The 17,410-nt window shown below is 37.3% G+C and carries 17 protein-coding genes; 12 read left to right on the forward strand and 5 right to left on the reverse strand.

The features are described from left to right. Positions 1 to 142: 142 nt before the first annotated feature. Positions 143 to 742: a TetR/AcrR family transcriptional regulator gene (locus tag ACHABU_RS15235; protein WP_435765789.1), complete on the reverse strand. Its 600-nt coding sequence runs from the start codon at positions 740 to 742 to the stop codon at positions 143 to 145. Positions 743 to 931: 189 nt separating this feature from the next. Between ACHABU_RS15235 and ACHABU_RS15240 the strand changes: the two genes are divergently transcribed. From ACHABU_RS15240 to ACHABU_RS15250, 3 genes are all read left to right on the forward strand, one after another. Continuing rightward, the gene (locus ACHABU_RS15240) at positions 932 to 1,669 is read left to right on the forward strand and encodes an SDR family NAD(P)-dependent oxidoreductase (protein ID WP_435765790.1); all 738 of its coding nucleotides are present in this window, start codon (positions 932 to 934) and stop codon (positions 1,667 to 1,669) included. Positions 1,670 to 2,268: 599 nt separating this feature from the next. After that, positions 2,269 to 2,916, forward strand: coding sequence for a hypothetical protein (locus tag ACHABU_RS15245; RefSeq protein ID WP_435765791.1), 648 nt, complete (start codon positions 2,269 to 2,271; stop codon positions 2,914 to 2,916). After that, positions 2,913 to 3,446 (forward strand): TlpA family protein disulfide reductase, encoded by a 534-nt coding sequence (locus tag ACHABU_RS15250; RefSeq protein ID WP_435765792.1) that lies wholly within the window; start codon positions 2,913 to 2,915, stop codon positions 3,444 to 3,446. The genes ACHABU_RS15245 and ACHABU_RS15250 overlap by 4 nt, the downstream gene beginning before the upstream one ends. 97 nt (positions 3,447 to 3,543) lie before the next feature. On the opposite strand, the gene ACHABU_RS15255 is transcribed toward ACHABU_RS15250, so the two are convergent. From ACHABU_RS15255 to ACHABU_RS15270, 4 genes are all read right to left on the reverse strand, one after another. After that, positions 3,544 to 4,836: a TRAP transporter large permease gene (locus ACHABU_RS15255; RefSeq protein ID WP_435765793.1), complete on the reverse strand. Its 1,293-nt coding sequence runs from the start codon at positions 4,834 to 4,836 to the stop codon at positions 3,544 to 3,546. After that, the gene (locus tag ACHABU_RS15260) at positions 4,833 to 5,288 is read right to left on the reverse strand and encodes a TRAP transporter small permease (RefSeq protein WP_435765794.1); all 456 of its coding nucleotides are present in this window, start codon (positions 5,286 to 5,288) and stop codon (positions 4,833 to 4,835) included. Before ACHABU_RS15260 ends, ACHABU_RS15255 begins: the two co-directional genes overlap by 4 nt. Before the next feature lie 115 nt (positions 5,289 to 5,403). Beyond that, positions 5,404 to 6,441, reverse strand: a complete 1,038-nt coding sequence (locus ACHABU_RS15265) for a TRAP transporter substrate-binding protein (RefSeq protein ID WP_435765795.1) — start codon at positions 6,439 to 6,441, stop codon at positions 5,404 to 5,406. A gap of 191 nt (positions 6,442 to 6,632) precedes the next feature. Next, complete coding sequence (locus ACHABU_RS15270; RefSeq protein ID WP_435765796.1) at positions 6,633 to 8,924, reverse strand: helix-turn-helix domain-containing protein; 2,292 nt, start codon at positions 8,922 to 8,924, stop codon at positions 6,633 to 6,635. Positions 8,925 to 9,492: 568 nt separating this feature from the next. Between ACHABU_RS15270 and ACHABU_RS15275 the strand changes: the two genes are divergently transcribed. From ACHABU_RS15275 to ACHABU_RS15315, 9 genes are all read left to right on the forward strand, one after another. Then, positions 9,493 to 10,338, forward strand: a complete 846-nt coding sequence (locus ACHABU_RS15275; RefSeq protein ID WP_435765797.1) for a transporter substrate-binding domain-containing protein — start codon at positions 9,493 to 9,495, stop codon at positions 10,336 to 10,338. A gap of 13 nt (positions 10,339 to 10,351) precedes the next feature. Then, positions 10,352 to 11,002 (forward strand): amino acid ABC transporter permease, encoded by a 651-nt coding sequence (locus ACHABU_RS15280; protein WP_435765798.1) that lies wholly within the window; start codon positions 10,352 to 10,354, stop codon positions 11,000 to 11,002. Positions 11,003 to 11,023: 21 nt separating this feature from the next. Continuing rightward, the gene (locus tag ACHABU_RS15285) at positions 11,024 to 11,770 is read left to right on the forward strand and encodes an amino acid ABC transporter ATP-binding protein (RefSeq protein WP_435765799.1); all 747 of its coding nucleotides are present in this window, start codon (positions 11,024 to 11,026) and stop codon (positions 11,768 to 11,770) included. Between the two features lie 21 nt (positions 11,771 to 11,791). Next, a complete protein-coding gene (locus tag ACHABU_RS15290) occupies positions 11,792 to 12,961 on the forward strand; it encodes a saccharopine dehydrogenase family protein (RefSeq protein ID WP_435765800.1) in 1,170 nt (389 codons plus the stop codon). 238 nt (positions 12,962 to 13,199) lie between these two features. Beyond that, the gene (locus ACHABU_RS15295) at positions 13,200 to 13,886 is read left to right on the forward strand and encodes a CoA transferase subunit A (protein ID WP_435765801.1); all 687 of its coding nucleotides are present in this window, start codon (positions 13,200 to 13,202) and stop codon (positions 13,884 to 13,886) included. Further along, on the forward strand, positions 13,873 to 14,535 hold the full coding sequence (locus ACHABU_RS15300) for a 3-oxoacid CoA-transferase subunit B (RefSeq protein ID WP_435765802.1): 663 nt from the start codon (positions 13,873 to 13,875) through the stop codon (positions 14,533 to 14,535). Before ACHABU_RS15295 ends, ACHABU_RS15300 begins: the two co-directional genes overlap by 14 nt. 61 nt (positions 14,536 to 14,596) lie before the next feature. After that, positions 14,597 to 15,442 (forward strand): 3-hydroxyacyl-CoA dehydrogenase, encoded by an 846-nt coding sequence (locus ACHABU_RS15305; protein WP_435765803.1) that lies wholly within the window; start codon positions 14,597 to 14,599, stop codon positions 15,440 to 15,442. 12 nt (positions 15,443 to 15,454) lie between these two features. Next, on the forward strand, positions 15,455 to 16,234 hold the full coding sequence (locus tag ACHABU_RS15310; RefSeq protein ID WP_435765804.1) for an enoyl-CoA hydratase/isomerase family protein: 780 nt from the start codon (positions 15,455 to 15,457) through the stop codon (positions 16,232 to 16,234). Positions 16,235 to 16,248: 14 nt separating this feature from the next. Beyond that, on the forward strand, positions 16,249 to 17,406 hold the full coding sequence (locus tag ACHABU_RS15315; RefSeq protein WP_435765805.1) for an acyl-CoA dehydrogenase family protein: 1,158 nt from the start codon (positions 16,249 to 16,251) through the stop codon (positions 17,404 to 17,406). Positions 17,407 to 17,410 lie beyond the last annotated feature (4 nt).

A 17,410-nucleotide genomic window follows, 5' to 3' on the forward strand; every position in this document is an offset into this window, starting at 1 on the left:
AGTCGATAGAATACGTGATTTATAGAAGCTATTAAAACTATTGTTTACATTATATTTATTGCTTAAGATGATTACTTTTACTATGCAATTTTTCAGTAATCCAAGCCCCTACCCCTATCCAACTGATTAGGAAATAATCCCTCTATTCCTCACCAAGATATTTCAAAGAAGCTATATGCGTCTGTGCCAACTTAATAACCTCATCAATAAATTCTTCTTGAGAAGTTCTGTAACCCGTATTAATCCAATTGGATAAAAGACCATAGAAACCATACGCTGTATAATGTGTAAAGTAATCCATATTAACTGGTAAATTATTGAGCGTTTTAAATTCGAACTTTTCCTTATAGACTTTTAGAATTGTTTGTGGAAATCTGGTATGTAATTCTGGAATAGTGTCGCTATAGTTAATCAACTCAAAAAAGTTACGATTATCATAAATAAAAGAAATGATGTTAAAAGACCTTTTATTCAATTTATCTGTATTTACTTTTCGCTTCGATTGATACGGTTTTCCAACAGATTGCTCTAACCCCTGGAGCATAGTATACAGAAGATCTTCCGCTAATTCGAATTTATCCTGATAATGCGCATAGAAGGTACTTCGGTTGTATTTTGCATAGTGGACTATACCCTTGACGGTAACAGAATGGAATCCTTTTTCTTTGATTAAGACGATGAGTGCTTGTTGTAAATGTTCTTTTGTCCGGTTTTTACGTGGTGTTGTTAGATAAGTATGCATTTGTTTACCTCCCAATTAACAATTTGACATTAGATGTTTAATTAATAGACGTTTGTACCTAAAGTGTCTATTTCTTAGACAATAAACAAAAGATTGATGATTGATTATGCCAAGCAAAGTAGTAAACTAATATGTAAACCCTTTCAGTTATTGGGTTTGCTAAATATATTATAACAGGGGGAATCAACAATGGGAAAATTACAAGATAAAGTAGCCGTTATTACTGGTGGGGTATCCGGTATTGGTGCCGAAACAGCGCGTTTATTTGCTGCTGAAGGGGCAAAATTAGTTTTAGTTGATATGAATGAAGAAAAAGGTTCTGCGTTGGAAGCAGAATTAAAATCTCAAGGTACTGAGACTGTTTTCGTTAAAGCTGATGTTACTAGTGAAGAAGATGTTAAAAATATTTATACAACAGCATTAACTACTTTTGGTAAAGTGGATGTCCTATTTAATAACGCTGGAATTGGTGCTGTAAAACCAACAGAAGAACTAACTTATGCAGAATGGAGAAAAACGGTAGAAGTTGACTTAGATGGTGTATTCTTAGTTGCACAAGCCGCAATCAAAGAATTCTTGAAAACTGGTAGTGGTGTTATTGTTAATACGGCTTCTATGTATGGTTGGGTCGGATCACCTGGAAGTGCAGCATATAACGCAGCAAAGGCTGGTGTTATTAACTTAACTCGTTCTCTTGGTTTGGAATTTGCAGAACGTAATATCCGTGTTAACGCACTTTGTCCAGGATTTATTGAAACACCGATCCTTGGAGAAACGGATAGAGAATTCCTATCAAATGCTACACCAATGAAGCGCCTAGGTAAAGCAGAAGAAATGGCAAAAGCTGTATTATTTATGGCTAGCGATGACTCTGCATTTATGACTGGTAACAGTTTAGTCGTGGATGGCGGATACACAGCTCAATAATTGATTTTTAAATTAAAAAAGGAATCCATTTTGAATTTTGTTCAGAATAGATTCCTTTTTTGTTTGTGGTACACAAGGAGATTCCTTGTCCGGTCGGATGGGTAATTATTTAATTCAATTAGTTATTTAAGGTACGTTGGTTTTTACTTGGCTTCTGAAATACTGGTATAGTCTGTGTTAACTCACCATTTGATTCTGTTGTAAAAATTCCCTCCAATTTCAGTTTGCTAGCAATTACTAGTTAAATTATCTTCGACGCTTGGTTATGAGCATGAAACATTCAAAAAATCGATCGATATCTTGATGGATGAATCGATTCATGTAGATCCAATCATGACGAAGAAAATAAAACTGGATGATATCGTTGAAGAAGGTTTTCATTCGTTATCAGGTGATCTATCCCAGGCAAAAATTTTAGTTGAATTAAGTGGAGCTATATAATAGTATAGAACGTAGAATAAGACAGGCCTCGGTGCCTGTCTTATTGTGTTTAAACTGTCGCACCGTCAATGACCAGGGTTACCCTCACTGCGTTGAACAAGTCCTATCTACTACATATGACAAAAACTGGTCCATTGAAAAGGAGGTAATACCTAATAGTGATTGCGAGCAAATTAATACCAATCAGCATCCTTGTTTTGAGCTTTGCTGCAGGAATTATTTCCTTCTATATAATGAGCGATTTACCAAAGGAAGAAAAGAAGAAACAGATGGATGAATTGATTTCACAGCTTGTTAATTTCGTTCTCTTTATCTGGCTTGGAAAAATACTCTTGCATTTTTCTGTTTTCATAAAAGATCCGTTGGCAATATTGGCCTATCCAAGTAACTCGGATTCATTTTACTTCGCTGTAGTAGGTATCGTCATTGTGCTTTTTTATAAGTCTTTCAGAAAACAGATAAATGTTCTTGCATTGATGGAATCTTTTCTGCATGTATTTTTAGTAGCTTCTTTTTTGTATGAATTTATTCAATTTGTCTGGTATAACAATCCATATGCTTTTGGATACCTGATTGTACTAGCTATTCTACTGCTTTTGTATTTTCTCCTTTCTAGAAGGGTCACGGTTAGTTTGTTACTCCTGGTGATGGTAATCGGGTGGTCTCTGGGCATGTGGTTGCTGTCAATTATTCAGCCATTCGTAACGGTATTTGGTTATATCGTGGAAGCCTGGTTCGTTGGATTATTTTTCATGTTAAGTTTTGTCATACTTATTTATAAGCGAAGAAAAGGTGATGTTAAATGAAAAAGATAATTTCCATCCTAATCATTCTTGGAATGCTCGGTTGGGCCGTTTATGATTTTATCGGTTCATCTGAAGACGATACGATATCGAAAGACAGCTCGGACTCTGGTGATGAAACAGGAATTGCGATAGGGGATATTGCCCCTGATTTTGAATTGGAGACTTTAGCAGGTGAAACAGTACGATTGTCTGATTACAGGGGGAAGCGTGTTTTTGTTAACTTCTGGGCTACCTGGTGTCCACCATGTAGGGCAGAAATCCCTGATATGCAAAAACTGTATGATACGAAGGATGTCGTCATATTGGCAGTTAATATGGCGGAATCACCAGATACGGTTCATCCATTTGTGGAAGAATTTGAAATGACTTTCCCAGTGTTGATGGATGCAAAATCTGAAGTCGTGGGGACCTATCACGTTCAAGCATACCCAACATCCTATATGATTGATTCAACTGGTCGTATTCAATTCATGAGATTGGGCGCTATGAATTACGACCTGATGGTACAAGAATTGGAAAAGATGGAATAGCGAAAAAATTAGCACAAACCGTCGTTTCAGTCTGTGCTAATCAACTTGGTGTTTTTTATATGACAATCTATCAAACTACGAGGGAGTAACCCAGCAGCTACATCAGCATCTCCGGCAATAGCATCGTTATCTGCGGAATAAAGGTGATGATAACTATCGCGATGAGAAACAGGATGTAAAATGGGATCATGCTTTTTGATAGGGTTCCTATTTTTTCTCCTGAAATCGCACTACCGATAAATAATGTCAGACCTACTGGTGGAGTTACAATCCCAAGTCCAAGTGTCAACATCATAATAATTCCAAAATGGATAGGGTCAAAACCAATCGACGTGGCGATTGGTAAAAATATCGGCGTTGCAATTAGAATAATCGCTGCCATATCCATAACCATACCAAGCAGTAAAAGAATAAGAAGAACCAATAACATGATAAAAACCTTATTTTCCGTTATACCCATAATCCCCTCGGAAACGAGCTTTGGTATGCGTACATACGTTAACAACCAGCCAAATGCATTTGAAGTGGCGATTAAAATCATAACCATGGAAATCGTTCGTAGTGCTTTATTTAAAATCGAGCCAAATTGTTTAATCGATATATCTTTGTAAATAAAAAATGTAACGATAAATGCATACACAGCAGCTATTGCTGCGGATTCTGTTGCCGTGAAGACACCACTGACCACACCAAAGACAATAATCAAAATAGTGATTAATCCCCAGAATGCGCTACCGATTGTTTTCCAATAATGTTTTTTACCAACACTTTCTGCTTTTGGATAGTTTCGCTTAACGGAAATAATAAAGGTATAAATCATCAGTATAAGTGCTAATAAAATCCCAGGTACTAATCCTGCCAAGAATAAACCACCAATGGATACACCACCTGCAGCCAATGAATAAATAATCATATTATGACTTGGTGGAATTAAAATGGCTTGTACTGAGCTCGCCATCGTAATCGATGTAGCTGTTTTCGTGTCAAAGCCTTCCTTTTTCATCATTGGAATTAATACAGGACCAAGTGATGCTGTATCAGCCGCTGATGACCCAGAGATTCCACCGAAAAATGTACTCGTTAAAATGTTTACCTGACCAAGTCCACCTCTAATTCTGCCGACAAATAATTTCGCAAACTCGATCAATCGATCAGAAATCCCACCGCGACTCATCAATTCACCAGCTAAAATAAAGAAGGGAACTGCAAGCAAGGAAAAGACATTTGCGCCGTTGACCATGGATTGTACAATTTGTGTAAGCGGCAATTCCAAGTACATTGCTGTCACAACAGAGGAGATTCCTAGTGCATAGGCGATTGGTATCCTCAGTAGAATTAATAATAAAAAGCTACCTATTAAAATAATTGCACCGATTGCTTCCACACTCATTTTAATTGCCTCCCTTTATAGATGAGCTGGACCATATTCAATAACCCAGATATTGGGAATATCGCTACAAGCCATGCAGTTTGTATACCGAGTCCAGGCATACTGCTTCCCATACTCAACATGGTCATTTTTGTCCCTTCAATCACCATAAAAAGAGAAAATAAAAAAAGAACGATGATCGAAAACCAATCGAATATTTTTCGAAATGCTGGAGAAAGAAAAGAATCAATCGCGTTCAGGCGAATATGTGTATCATCCCTTAAACCTAAGCTTGCACCGAGGAATGTCATCCAGACTAGAAATAACCTTACCAATTCCTCTCCCCAAACCGGGGTATCATTCATGACATAACGCATAAACACAACATACGTTACAATCAATGTCATCAGTACCAATAAACTATTACAAATCTTTTCGATTATATTATTAAAATTAGTAAATGTTATTTTCACCCCAACCACCTCCACGAAGTCATGTATGTAAAAAATGTATGTTTCTTCTGTAGAACCTAATGAAAAGAAGGAAACAAGGAATCCTTTCACCTATCCCTTGTTTCCAAAGCTGAAGCTACTCTGTTTCTATAATTCGTTCGATAAGTTCTTCATATCCCGCCCCATGTTTTTCATATAAGGGCTGAACAGCATCCTGCCATGCTTTGGGATCATCTACTTCTGTAATTTCTACACCTTTCTCCTCTAGCTCAGCGAGTGCTGCATCATCTGCTTCTTGTGCAATTTCTTTTACAAATGATTCGGTTTCTTTACCAGCTTCAAACAATAGCTCCTGATCTGCTTCACTTAGCTCATCCCATGTATTGCTGGAAGTTAAGATAAAGTTTGGTGCGAACACATGCTGATTCAGTGTTAATTTATCTGCTACTTCATAAAAAGCATTCGCTAAATATGCTGCTGGTGGATTCTCAGCACCATTTACAATTCCTGTTTGTAAAGCACTATATAATTCGCTATAAGAAACGGGTGTTGGAGATGCTCCAAGTGCCTCTACAAGATCCACCATGAGCTCATTTTCCTGTACTCTTACTTTAATCCCTTCCATATCTGCTGGTGTTTTCACCACTTTATCTGTAAAGAAGAAATTCCTTGCCCCTTCTTCCACAAACATGACGGTCTGGAATCCAGTATCACTAGAATTTATATCTTCCTTCAGTTCATCCCCAATATCGCTATCAAGTACGTTCCATAAATGTTCGCGGCCTTCAAAGATAAATGGTAGAGATAGTACATTCATTTTCTCTATACCAAAGTTTGCGATGACACTTGGGTTTGCTCGCATAAAATCAATGGAACCCATTTGCAAGCCTTCCATATTTTCTGTTTCATTTCCAAGCTGTCCTGCTGGATAAACATTGATTGAAATTCTTCCATCACTTTTTTCATTTACGATTTCAGCGAACTTTTCAGCAGCATCTGTCATTGGATGCCCTTCAGGATTTACCTCTGCATACTTTAATTCAATGCTTTCCCCGGATGTTTCCCCATCTCCATTATCTGCATCACTTGTCTCCGAATCACCAGAGCATGCTGCTAATAAGGTAATAACAGATAATAGCATGATTATTAATCCTATTTTTTTGTTGTTAAACATGTTGCTTCTCCCCTTTTCTTTTTTCGAATATTGTTTACGCTTTCAAATGTATAATGGAAGTGCTTTCATGTAAATTAACAATTTACAATTTTAATGAACAGTTCGGATATTGTTCATCTCGTGTGGAATTTGTTCATAACGCCTTCAACACAGGTATTGCAACGGTTTCATTGAAAAAAAGACCGGGACAATTAGTCGCGATCTCGATATTGTCCCGGTGTAATACCTTCATATTTTTTAAACACACGCATGAAACTTTGGATACTATTGAACCCAATTCGAAACCCGATTTCTTTAATAGTCAACTTCGTGCTACTTAATAATTGTTTCGCTTTTTCGATTCGCTTCATATTTAAGTATTCCAAGAAGTTTTTTCCAGACGCATCTTTAATAATTTTGCTCGTGTAATTCGTACTCATCCCAATCCAATCGGCAATATCTTGCAAGGCCATATCATGATGGAAATTAGCATCGATATACTCCAGTACTTTTTTTGATGTATCGGCTAATTTATCATTGTTTCGTTTACTTATCTCTTTTTCAACCGAATCTGTAATCATGATGAAAAATTTCTTAATATCATGGATGGTCTCTTTTTGGTTATAATCGTCATAGATCGTATAATCTGAACAAAATAATTCCTTTATATCGATGTTCTGATCGATCAGCAATTCAATAATTGAACTAATTAACTGCAAAAACAATTGATTGATTTGCTCATATGGAATCGTTCCATTGTCTGTAATATCCTGGAATAAGGCGTCTAATTCTTTCTCAATCCCGGATTTATTTGCTGTTTTCATATTATTGATCAGTTTTTTCACTTGATCATTATTATAGTAGTACAACTCATTCGACGTGATTTCAACATCATCCACATTAATAATCTGATCTTTTCCTTGATAAAATTTATATTCCAATGCACGTAGTGATTCCTCATATGATTTTTTAACCTGGAAAATAGTTGGATATGCTCGTCCTAAACCAATCGTAACGGTAAATGGGAAATGATCGGCAATTTTCTTTTGCAAATCTTGCATGAGCTTCACAAGTCGCTCATTCATATCAATCGTTTTAATTTCCTCTGGATAATTGATGATAACAGCTATCTTGTCTGTTTCAGTCTCTCCAGACATGGAATGAAAGCGTTGATTAATCGTTTCTTCTATTAAACTTGTAAGCCTGCCCTTATGCAAGCTGCTTTCTAATTCATCCCTATTTTGATAGAAACGATTATAATCATCAATTTGTGCCGTTAAGACAATATAATATCGCTCGTTAAAGTGGATATTTAGTAGATGAAGCTTTTTCTCCACTTCCTCGTTGCTGATTTTCTTATTTGTCAGCAAGTTATCCAGTAATTTTTCCTTAATGACCGGCTTTGTTTCGGCAATCACGGTTTCCATATTTTTATTATCCGTAATGATATCTTGATACACATTATCCAAATAATCGTACTCATCTCTGTATTGTTTCTTATCATACTTCTTCCTTGATCCGGGAATGACTTCGACAAGTTTTTTAATCGGGTTACTTACATACCTTGTCAATAAATACGCCAAACTAATGCTTAATAAAAGAGCAACCAAAATAATAGAGAAGACGATTGTCGTAATTTTACTCACCACACCATTTAAATCATCTATGGATATTTCATAAACGTATTTCCAATTATTCATCATCGACGTAATGTACGTGTATAACTGCTCTCCTTTATTTGTTTTCTCAACAAAGAAATCCGTATTATTATTAAAAATGGACATCGAAATGTCTTCCTCTTCAATATTGGTGTAGAGCATCTGTCTGTTTGGATGTAAAATGACTTCTCCTTCGCGATTCATCATATAGAAAAGGCCGTCCGAGTCATTATTCGCTCCAACGATTCGTTTATAAAGCTGATCGGCATTTATATTTACAACGATTGCTCCATTCTTTTCCAAGGAGTTATATGGAAGATGATGAATAAGCGTTATCGCATTAAAATCATTTCCATACCCATCGGTAATTACCCTTGTTTCCATTATATGTGTACCAACTAGATCATCATTATAAAACTCCAGCCATTCGGTATCATAGAAATCTGCAAGAGTATAGATTTGCTTATTCGAACTTATAATTTGATCTTTTTCAGTAGAATAAGCATAGGCAGAAATGATCATTTGATTTGAATCTGCCACATTCCTTAGTCGACGCTGTACATTTGAAACATTTTCCATTTCCTGATCATCTTCCGTAAGCGTTGTCATAATAAAGTCATTGATATCCGAGTTATATGCCGTTTGCTCCATAACCTCTCGTGTCTCATTCATCATGACATTCATCATATGTTTATATTGATTCAATAAATCAATCCGTGCATCATGAACATTATTTTTTATGATCGAAGACGCTTGATTGTAAATAACAATATTTGTCGTCAAAATAACCGCACTAAACAAAATAATAAGGATAATAAAATAGCGAAAAAAAACACTCTTAAACAATCAATCTCACCCCCTGGACATAGGATAGGTTGCTCCTACCATTACTAGATACTACTTTATATAACAAAAAATCCTATTAATTAGAACTAAATAAAATTTTTACTTTCCTCTTTATAATAGCAGATTTTTAGGACTAGGGACACGGGAGGCTCTAAAATAGATTAAACATGGAAACTGAGAATGTAAAAATCATTAATAGCTGATTGGTGCTTTATGGATCAAAAAAAGCTGTTAACTATTTATGTAATAGCCTTACGTTTATAATTACTTTTTACCCATTTAGTTAAAACAAATCACTAACTTCTCGGTAAGTATGAATACGTTTTCTATATTCCTCTATCTTCCTACGAATATACTTATCTAGTAAGTTATTAAAAACCTCAGCAATCTAATATGTTTGAAAATTATGAACTTTATATTGACTAAACAAAGATGATAAAGTAATATGAAATTGTACTACATATTTGTAGTTTCAGAACAATATTGAAAGCGCTTTCAATATTGGTGGAGTGGAAACAAATACAATCTTCATTTTTAAGTTTAGATAATAATAAAGGAGATGGAGTTCATGCGTAAGACTTATTATTTTATGGTTTTAGTCATTTTTTTAGCTTTTCTATTCGTAGGCTGTGGGGAAGAAACGGAAGTCTCAGGTGAAGGAGAAGATCAGGAGAGTAATACCAATTCTGGAGAAGATGCAAAGCAGGGAGACATACTGGAACGAGTGGAAGAGACAGGGGTCTTACGGGTAGGCTTTGAAGGAACGTATCCACCATTTAATTATCAGGGGGATACGGAGGATTTCGTTGGATTTGATGTAGATATCTCCAAGGAGGTTGCGAAGCGTTTAGGCGTAGAGGTTGAGTTTTTAACTTCCAAATGGGCAGGTTTAATAGGTGGATTAAATGCAGATAAATTTGATGTCATTATTGCTCAAATGACGGTTACGGAAGAGAGAAAAGAAAGTGTGGACTTTACAGATCCGTATGTCATAACAGGTGCTGTTATTGTAACTCATAATGATACGGATGGTATTGAATCTTTAGCGGATTTAAATGGGTTAAAAGTAGGGGCAGCAGCAGGTACTAGTTTTGCAGATTTAGCTGAGCAGGCAGAAGGTGCAGATGTAAAGCTTTATGAGGGTGGATTTAGCACTTATGTTAATGACGTCGTAAATAAACGTTTAGATGCATTAGTTAACGATAGCTTGGTTATGGGCTATAACATTGAAGAATCAGGTCTTCCAATAAAAGTTACTAGTGAACTACTAAGTAGGGATGCCAATGCAATGGCAGTTAAAAAAGATAATGAGGACTTTGTTAACAAGATGAATGAACTACTTGCTGAGATGAAGGAAGATGGAACATATGAAGAAATATATATGAAATGGTTTGGAATGAAACCATTGGAATAGAAAGGAGATAATTATGGATATCGTCCTTATTGCATTGCCTTTTCTATTAAAAGCAGCACTAATAACTATTTTTCTCGCTGTCGTATCCATGGCAATAGGACTGGTTATTGGGCTAATTACAGCCTTAGCTCGTGTCTCCAAAAACAAACTATTTTATAATATGGCTACTTTTTATGTGTCTTTAATACGCGGTACACCCGTGTTAGTTCAGATTTACCTCGTTTACTTTGGGTTACCACAAATAGGAATTACACTTGGTGCCATGACCTCAGGGATTATAGCATTGAGTATAAATACTGGTGCCTATCTTTCAGAATCATTTCGTGCAGCCATCCTATCCGTGGATAAAGGTCAGACAGAGGCAGCTCACTCTATAGGAATGACTAATTGGCAAAGTATGCGTCGAATTATCATACCTCAGAGTGTTCGAACAGCTATTCCTACAGTCGGCAATACGTATATTGGACTTTTAAAAGAAACATCCTTGGTTTCAGTGATAACAGTAACCGAATTACTGTATCAAACCACACTAATCATTGCTAAAACGTTCCAGCCTCTAACCTTATACGCAGCAGCTGCTGTAATTTATTGGTTGATTTGTACTGGCTTTAACGTGCTACTGACCTGGCTTGAGAGAAGATCTTCACGCCACCTGAATGTATAAGAGACAGGAGTTGAATTACAAGTGATATCCTTAAAAAATATAAAGAAAAGTTTTGGTACGAATGAAGTTTTAAAAGGGATCAGCTTAGATGTTGATAAGTCCGAAGTTGTGGTGATTATGGGACCCAGTGGTTCTGGCAAGTCGACACTGTTGCGGTGTATTACGCTCTTAGAGGAAATAAATGAAGGTACGTTAAAAATAGGAGATATTGAAATTAAAGCTGAAACGCATTCACGTAAAAGAGGGAATGAAATAAGGGCATTACGACAGCGGACAGGATTCGTATTTCAACACTTTAATCTTTTTCCGCATAAAACGGCATTAAGGAATGTCATGGAGGGTCCTTTAGTAGTAAAGAAACAAACAAAAGAAGAGGCTACGAAAATAGCTATGAATTTACTTCATAAAGTTGGTCTTGGAGATAAGGTTGAAATGTATCCGTCAAGTTTGTCAGGTGGACAACAGCAACGTGTAGCTATAGCACGGGCTCTCGCTATGGAACCCTTGGTCATGCTCTATGATGAACCAACGTCAGCATTAGACCCTGAACTCGTACGAGAGGTACTGCAAGTCATGAAAAACTTGGCTAAAGAAGGAATGACGATGATCGTGGTCTCCCATGAAATAGGGTTCGCACGGGATGTTGCAGATAGAGTTATATTTATGGATGAGGGTCATATTATTGAAGAAGGTACTGCGGAACAAATATTTGGCAATCCACGTGAACAAAGAACGCGTCGTTTTCTTAACAGTGTGGATAATGATTAGAATCGAAGGAGGATTTACTATATGAAGATCGTCATTCTGGGAACAGGTCTGATTGGCAGTACAATTGTTCATGAGTTATCCAAAAGCAATCAGTTTGATGAAATCATAGCAGTAGATGGCTTTCAAAAAAGTTTAGATAAATGTATGCAAGGTATTAAAAATTCAAGCGTAACGGCTAAACTTGCGTCTTTAGGAGATCATAATACCCTTGTTGGCGTACTTAAAGGGGCAGATATTGCAATCGCTTGTTTACCCCACTCGCTAAGTTTGTCCGCAGTAAAAGCTGCAATAGAAGCAAAATGTAATTTGGTCAATCTTGTTGGATCGAAATATTTAGAAATCAAGGAATTAGAGGAGGAAGCTAAGGAAGCTGGTGTAATTATTGTTCCAGGATGTGGCGTAGCTCCAGGTATTGTCAGTTTTTTAGCTGCAAGAGGGGTAGAATTGCTGGATGAAGCAGAAGAGGCAGTCATGATTTGTGGAGGAGTCCCAAAGCATCCGTTACCCCCATTATGGTATCAAGTGGTCTTCAGGTTAGAAAGCGTTATGGGATTATACACCCGAAAATCTCTAGCTTCAGAAAACGGAAAAGTAGTAGAAATCCCGTCATTTTCGGGACTAGAAACGTTGAAGTTTCCTGATCCTGTTGGTGAATGTGAAGCAATAACATCCGACGCTCATAGTGTTGCATTTACACTGAAGGATAAAGTTAAACGTATTTATGAAAAAACAGTACGTCATAAGGGGCATTTTGAAAAGATGCGAGTTTTAAATGAGCTAGGCTTTTTAGAGGATACACAGATAGAGGTAGAAGGAAAACAAGTGAATTCAAAGCAATTTACCATGGCATTGCTTGAACCTCAGCTTAAAGGTGAATCGAATGAGGATATAACCGTTTTGAGAGTAAGTGTGAAAGGTAGAAAGAAAGATAAAGAGGTAAAGTTAGAGTGGGAAATGGTAGATGTATATGACAAAGAAAATAACATCACTTCTATGGCCAAAACAACAGCTTACCCGGCAGTTATAATGGCTGAATGGATAGCAGAAGGGAGAATAACAAATAAAGGGGTAATTGCACCAGAAGAACTCGTTATAGGTGCCTTATTTGATCCATTTATTACTGAATTAGAAAGTAAGGGAATTACGATATCCTTCAAAGAAGAAATAATAAAATCTTTAAACTCCCTATAAGTGAGTCCTCTATATCATTCTATTTAGGTGCCTGTCACTTCCCGTTTTTTGTCGAATAGATACCAAAATGCCATTGGCGCTTACTACCTATGTAATGGTCCTAAACGAAGGTGAAAAGGAGAAATATTCGATTCAATGGATATTTTAAAGAAACGGTGTAGAGAATATAAAAATTTTCTACACCTTTTCCAATCATTCATTAGACGCTCTATGTCGTATTATTTTGGGAGGGAGATAAATGAAAAAATTAATTAAGCCAACGGAATCTTTAAAACACATTAAGAACGGTGACACACTGCTAGTTGGGGGATTTGGTTTATCGGGTACACCACTTACGTTAATTGATGAACTAGCAGCATCTGATAAAAAAGAGTTAACCATTGTAAGTAATAATTTAGGTGAAGCAGGAAAAGGACTTGGAAAGCTGTTGTTATCGGGTTGTTTAAAGAAAGCAAAGGGTTCTTATTTCACAACAAATCGAGATGCGGTTCAAGCATGGAGTGACGGTGACCTTGAAATTGAGCTTGTGCCACAGGGTACATTGGCCGAAGCAATTCGTTGTGGAGGTGCAGGGATCGGTGGTTTTTACACCAAAACTGCAGTTGGAACAAAGCTTGCCGAGGGTAAGGATGAGAAGGTTTTTGATGGAGAAAAGTATATCCTTGAAAAGGCAATCAAAGGTGATGTTTCTCTTATTAAAGCTTTGAAATCGGATACATTAGGCAACCTTTTTTACGATCATACAGGAAGAAACTTTAATGCAGCGATGGCAACAGCGGGAAAGATCGTGATTGCTGAAGTTGATGAAATCGTTGAAGCAGGCGAATTGACTCCACTAGAAATTGTTACTCCACATATTTATGTCGATTACATTGTTCTAAATAAATATGTGAAAAAGGATGGTGCTTACGTTGAGCCAGTCTGAACGCATTAAAATTGCCAAACGCGTGGCTAAAGAAATGTCGGATGGAGAGGTTGTTAACTTAGGGGTGGGAATACCTACGTTGATTCCGGATTACCTTGGAGATAAAAAAGTGTTTTTACAATCAGAAAATGGGTTGCTTGGAATAGGACCAACACCGGATAAAGAACACACCAATATGGACTTGATTAGTGCCAGTAAGAAACCAATTACGATGGATGTAGGTGCTTCCTTATTTGATAGTTCGGATTCTTTCGTTATGATTCGTGGTGGTCATGTAGATATGGCTGTCTTAGGTGCACTCCAAGTCGATCAATTTGGAGAGATTGCTAACTGGGCCGTACCAGGTAAAACCATTTTAGGTGTTGGTGGAGCAATGGATTTAGTTGCAGGTGCAAAGCGTATCGTTATAGCCTCTAGACATCTAGCAAAAGACGGTAATCCGAAACTTGTAGAGAAACTGACATTTCCAAGTAGTGGAGTTAGAAAAGCCGATATGCTTGTCACAGAACACGCAGTATTTAAATTCACAGATAAGGGCACAGAACTTATTGAAATACTGTCTGATATAAGTGTTCATGAATTAAAAAATATTACCAGAGCTGTATTTACTTATAGTAATGAAAAAATCAGTATAAACAGGCATGGGTAAAAATCATGGAGGTCAAGCAAAACGGCAATGGTTGCAAGTTCAATATGAAGGAGTTGTATGAATGAATCAAGTAACAATTATAGGCTCTGGTGTAATGGGAAAAGGCATTGCATATGCCTGTGCTATTTCTGGTTATAAAGTTTATCTGAATGATTTAAATGAGGAAATTCTTGAACAAGCAAAAGATGCTATTGATCGATTGCTTGATGGAAGCTTTAAAAAAGGATTTCTAAAAGAAACGAACTACGTTAGTGCAAAAGAGAACCTACATTACGAAGTTGATCTCGAAACAGCAGCAAAAGATTCACACCTCGTCATTGAAGCTGTCTTAGAAAAAATGGATTTAAAAATAGATATTTTTAAAAAGCTAGATAAAATATGCGGAGCAGTAACAGTTCTAGCAACGAATACATCTACAATGAGTCCAACAGAAATTGGTGCACAGACATCACGTCCGAATAAAGTAGTTGCGATGCATTTCTTCAACCCGGTTCATAAAATGAAGCTTATTGAAGTAATCCGTGGTTTGGAAACATCGGATGAAACAGTTCAGTTCGTGAAAGAGGTTGCGACCCAACTGAATAAGGAAGCAGTAGAAGTTAATGAATTTCCAGGATTTGTTACATCCCGAATGAATTGCTTAATTGGTAACGAAGCAATGAATATGCTTATGGAAGGAGTCGCGAGCCCTGAAGACATTGATAAGGCAATGAAACTCGGGCTCAACCATCCGATGGGACCTCTTGAGCTGGCAGATCTGGTAGGACTAGATACAAGGCTGCGAAATATGGAGTATCTGTATGAAACGTTAGGGGAAAAGTACCGTCCCTGCCCACTCTTAGTTAAATATGTAAAAGCTGGTCGGCTAGGGAAGAAAAGTGGCAGCGGCTTTTATAAATATACGTAAGGAGGGTACGTCATGAGAAACTACGAAAACCTTGATATAGACATTAAAGACGGTGTTTATTGGCTTACTTTAAACCGTCCAGAGGTAAGAAATGCACTTGATGCAAGTATGTTAAATGAGATAGATCAAGCGATTGATGAAGCGGAACAAGAGGAAAATGTAAAAGTTATTGTTGTTCAAGGTGCTGGCAATAAATCTTTCGCAGCAGGTGCGGATATTAAGCAGTTAAATGCACGGAAGCCACTCGAAGCTTTACATCCTGGTATGCAAGGGCTTTACAATAAAATGGAGAGCTGCAAGAAAGTAACGATTGCTGCTGTGAGTGGTTACGCTCTTGGGGGTGGCTGTGAGCTAGCACTCGCTTGCGATATCCGCATTGCAGCGAAAAACGCAAAGTTCGGTTTACCCGAGCTGAATCTCGGTATTATCCCTGGAGCAGGTGGAACACAACGACTATCCCGTATCATCGGAAAAGGAAGAGCCCTTGATATGATTTTAACTGGCAAGATTATTGATGGCGAGGAAGCTGAACGCATTGGACTCGCTACGTATTATACCTCCGAAGAAGAACTTACAACGAAAGCAGAATCAGTCGCGGCAGAAATTTTGAAAAAAGGACCTGTTGCCATTCAATTAGCCAAATTCGCTGTACATAAAGGGTATGATGTCGACGAAGGTACGGCGATGTGGATTGAAAAACTATCACAGGCTGTAGCCTTTGGTACAGAAGATAAAAAGGAAGGAACAGAAGCATTTATTGAAAAAAGAAAAGCTACTTTCAAAAACAGATAAAAGGAGATGTCATTATGGATTTTAACTTCTCAGAGGATATTGAATTTTTACGTGCAAATGTAAGAAAGTTCGTGAAGGAAGAAGTGGAACCACGTGCGATGGAGATAGAAGAAAATGATCATATTCCCGAAGATATCGTTCAAAAATCGAAGGATATGGGGCTTTTCAGTCTAAGTATCCCAGAAGAATATGGTGGTCTGGGTCTTGATATGGTTGGTAAATGTGCGATTTATGAAGAGCTTGGAAAAACGCACAATGGGTATACTACACTGCTTGGTGCTCATACGGGCATAGGCACCGTTGGTATAGTCGAATTGGGAACGGAGGAACAGAAACAAAAGTACTTACCGAAGATGGCAACTGGTGAATGGATTGGTGCTTTTGCATTAACAGAACCTAGTGCTGGATCAAACGCTGCGAACTTAAAGACTACTGCGGTAAGAAAAGGCGATAAGTATATATTAAATGGATCAAAACATTACATTACAAATGCTGTGGATGGTCATGTTTTTACCGTAATGGCTGTTACAGACAGTTCAAAAGGTGCAAAAGGGATCACATCGTTTATTGTTGAAAAAGATTTTCCGGGTTTTGTTTTAGGTAGTGTTGAACAGAAAATGGGATTAAGAGGATCCCATTCAGCGGAATTATTTTTTGAAGATATGGAAGTTCCGGTTGAGAACGTATTAGGTGAAGTAGGAAGAGGCTATGTGAATGCCCTAAAGGTATTGGCCAATGGACGTGCAGGACTTGCAGCTCGAAACCTTGGATCCAGTGAGAAATTACTGGAACATTGCTTGTCTTATGCTAAAGACCGTGAACAATTTGGTAAACCGATTATTGAAGTCCAGGCAGTTCAACATATGTTAGCAGATATAAGTATGCAAATTGAGGCTCTAAGGTCATTAACGTATCGGGTAGCATGGATGTCGGACCAGAAGATGCGTGTAGTTAAAGAAGCTGCTATAGCAAAACTTTTTGGTTCTGAAGTATACAATAAGGTTGCAGATATGGCAGTTCAAATCCATGGTGGAGTTGGTTATATGAAGGATTATCCGATCGAACGGTATTTCCGTGACGCTCGGATTACCAAAATTTATGAAGGTACTTCTGAAATACAAAGAAACATTATTGCAGGAGAATTGACTCGAGAATTAGTAAAGAAGGGGTGAGTAA

The organism is Oceanobacillus sp. CF4.6 (assembly GCF_051262635.1).
In the GTDB taxonomy this organism is placed as follows: domain Bacteria; phylum Bacillota; class Bacilli; order Bacillales; family Amphibacillaceae; genus Oceanobacillus.